We start from the raw sequence: 2717 nt of genomic DNA, 5'->3' as shown, positions 1-2717 counted from the left end.
AGCCTCGGCTACCGCACACCCGTCGAATACGAAGCCGCCCTCGCAGCGGCCTGACCACCACAACGACGGTGTCCGTCAAAGCGGAGCAAGCTCACCTTCGACGTGCGCGGCGACCGCACCAAGCTCACCGACCCGGCGGGCAACGCGTGGACCTGGACCTACGACGCGCGCGGCCAGGCCACCGAGACCACCGACCCCGACAAGGGACGTACTCTCCTCAGCTACGACAACACAGGACGCATCACCTCGGTCGGCGACGCACGTGGCAACACCCTCGCCACCACCTACGACGCCCTCGGCCGCAAAACCACCCTGCGCACCAGCGACGCCAACGGCCCCAAACTCGCCGAATGGACCTACGACACCCTCCCCGGCGCTGTCGGCCTACCGGTCAAATCCATCCGCTACGACAACGGCAACGCCTACACCACCGAAGTCACCGGCTACGACACCGAATACCGGCCGCACGGCACAAGCATCACCATCCCCGTGTCCGAAGGCGCACTGAAGGGCACCTACACCACCGGATACACCTACACACCCACCGGCAAGGTCGCCACCGTCACGCTGCCAGGCGCCGGCCCCCTGCCCGCCGAGGCCCTCGTCACCCGCTACAACTCCGATGGACTCCCGATCAGCACGTCCGGGACCAACTGGTACACCTCCGACACCGTCTACAGCCCCTACGGCGACGTCCTGCGCACCCAAACTGGCGCAGCCCCAACCCGCCTGTGGACCACCAGCACCTACGACGAGCACACCGGCCAGCTCCTCACGGCCACAAGCCACCGCGAAACTGGCCCGCACTTCGTCGCTGAGACCCGCTACGGCTACGACAAAGCCGACAACATCACCTATATCAACCAACGCACCCCCAACGCCGGCAACGTGATCACCGACGACGTGCAGTGCTTCAACTCCGACCCGCTGCGCCGCCTCACCGACGCCTGGACCTCCACCAACCACTGCGCCAGCGGACCCAAAACCGGCACCACAGCCACCGTCGGCGGCCCTGACCCGTACTGGACCACCTACACCTACGACGCCGTCGGCAACCGCACCACCGAGAAGCAGCACAACCCGGCCGGCAACACCAGCCAAGACACCCTGCGCACCTACACGTACCCGGCCGCGCCGACCGGCAGCATGCACCAGTTGTCCTCCGTGACCACAACCGGCCCCGCCGGCAGCAGCACCGGCAACTACACCTACGACGCCGCCGGCAACACCCTCACACGTCCCAGCGGCGCTGCCCCGCAGAACCTGACCTGGGACCTCGAAGGCCACCTCGCCCGCATATCCGACGGCACCACCACCTCGGCCTACACCTACAACGCCACCGGCGACCGACTCATCGGACGCACCAGCGGAACTACCGGCACCACGAGCACCCTCTACCTGGGGCACACCGAGATCACCGTCGCCCCCAACGGCACCGTCACCGCCGACCGGTACTACACCCAGCCCGGCGCCCCGACCGTGGTCCGCACCAGCAGCAAGCAGGAGCTCTCCTACCTCCTCAGCGACCGCAACGGCACTGCCACCACAGTGATCACGTCGACAACCTCGATGCCGGTGCAATACCGGAAGACGACCGCGTTCGGCCAGGCCCGCGGCGCCGCACCCTCCGCTTGGCCCGGAACACGTGGCTACGTGGGCGGCACGACAGACACCAGCAGCGGCCTCACCCACCTCGGGGCCCGCGAATACGACCCCACCCTCGGCCGGTTCATCAGCGTCGACCCCGTCATGGACCTCGCCGACCCCCTACAGACCCACGGCTACAGCTACGCGAACTCCTCCCCGGTCACCAAGAGCGACCCCACCGGCCTGGTCTGGGGCATCCCTTGCAGTCGGTACGAGGACACCTGCGACGGAGGCACCCGCGACGACGGCGTCAACGGCCCCAACGCCGTCGACGACGCCCCCGGAGCGCCCGCGGTCACGCTGCCCGGAAGCCCCAGCACCAAAGGCATGAGCTCCGGACCCACCACCACCGCCCCGGCACCCGGCGGCAAGCCGACCACCGGCACCTCCGGCAACGGGCGCGTCCCTACGATCACCACCAAGCCCACCATCGGTGTTCCAGGCACCCCCGAATGGCAACGCAGCGGCTGCACCGTCCGCACCGACTGCGTCCCCTTCGACTTCAGCAAAATCGACTTCAGCAAAATCGACTACTCCAAGATGTGCATCCCACGGCACTACGGCGGCGGAGTCGTCGCAGCCGCGGACGGATGCGGAAGCTCCGGACCGATCGGTGAATGGCTGGAGAAGGAGTGGGCCTCGACACACGGCGTCTGCATTGGCGGAGGCGCGACCGCGGGAATCGGAGCAAGCCTGTCGTTCTGCCTGAACAGCACCGCCCGTCCAGATGGAACGTCCAAGACAAGCTTCTCGATTACTGGGGAGTTCCAACTCGGCGGAGCAGGCGGCTCATTGGGAGTCAGCAGGATCGTCAGTAACGCCGACGACCCAAGTCAAATGCCAGGACGTTCGATAGGCGTAGGAGGGTTTGGAGGAGCGGGTGTGGGGGTCAGCGGGGACTACCGCGAAGCACCCGGTACCTTCAACTCAAAGGGCGAGTTGGTCAGGACTGTCGGCGTCGGCGTCGGTACGGGCCTAAGGGTTGTCCCGTAAGTGCTGGTCGCGGGTGAGATGATCTTGGTGTGGCTGGTGTGATCACGGCGTCGGAGCCGTCCTGGATAGCCCCGTTC

General features: G+C 67.0%; 1 protein-coding gene. It reads left to right on the top strand.

The window, feature by feature from the left end; translation table 11 throughout:
- Positions 1-102 precede the first annotated feature (102 nt).
- The gene (locus ACWD12_RS40925; protein WP_450103940.1) at positions 103-2640 is read left to right on the top strand and encodes an RHS repeat-associated core domain-containing protein; all 2538 of its coding nucleotides are present in this window, start codon (positions 103-105) and stop codon (positions 2638-2640) included.
- The last annotated feature ends 77 nt before the right edge of the window (positions 2641-2717 follow it).

This window comes from Streptodolium elevatio, from assembly GCF_053592165.1.
The sequence above is the reverse complement of the archived record's forward strand: the minus strand, read 5'-3'. Positions and strand labels throughout refer to the sequence as shown.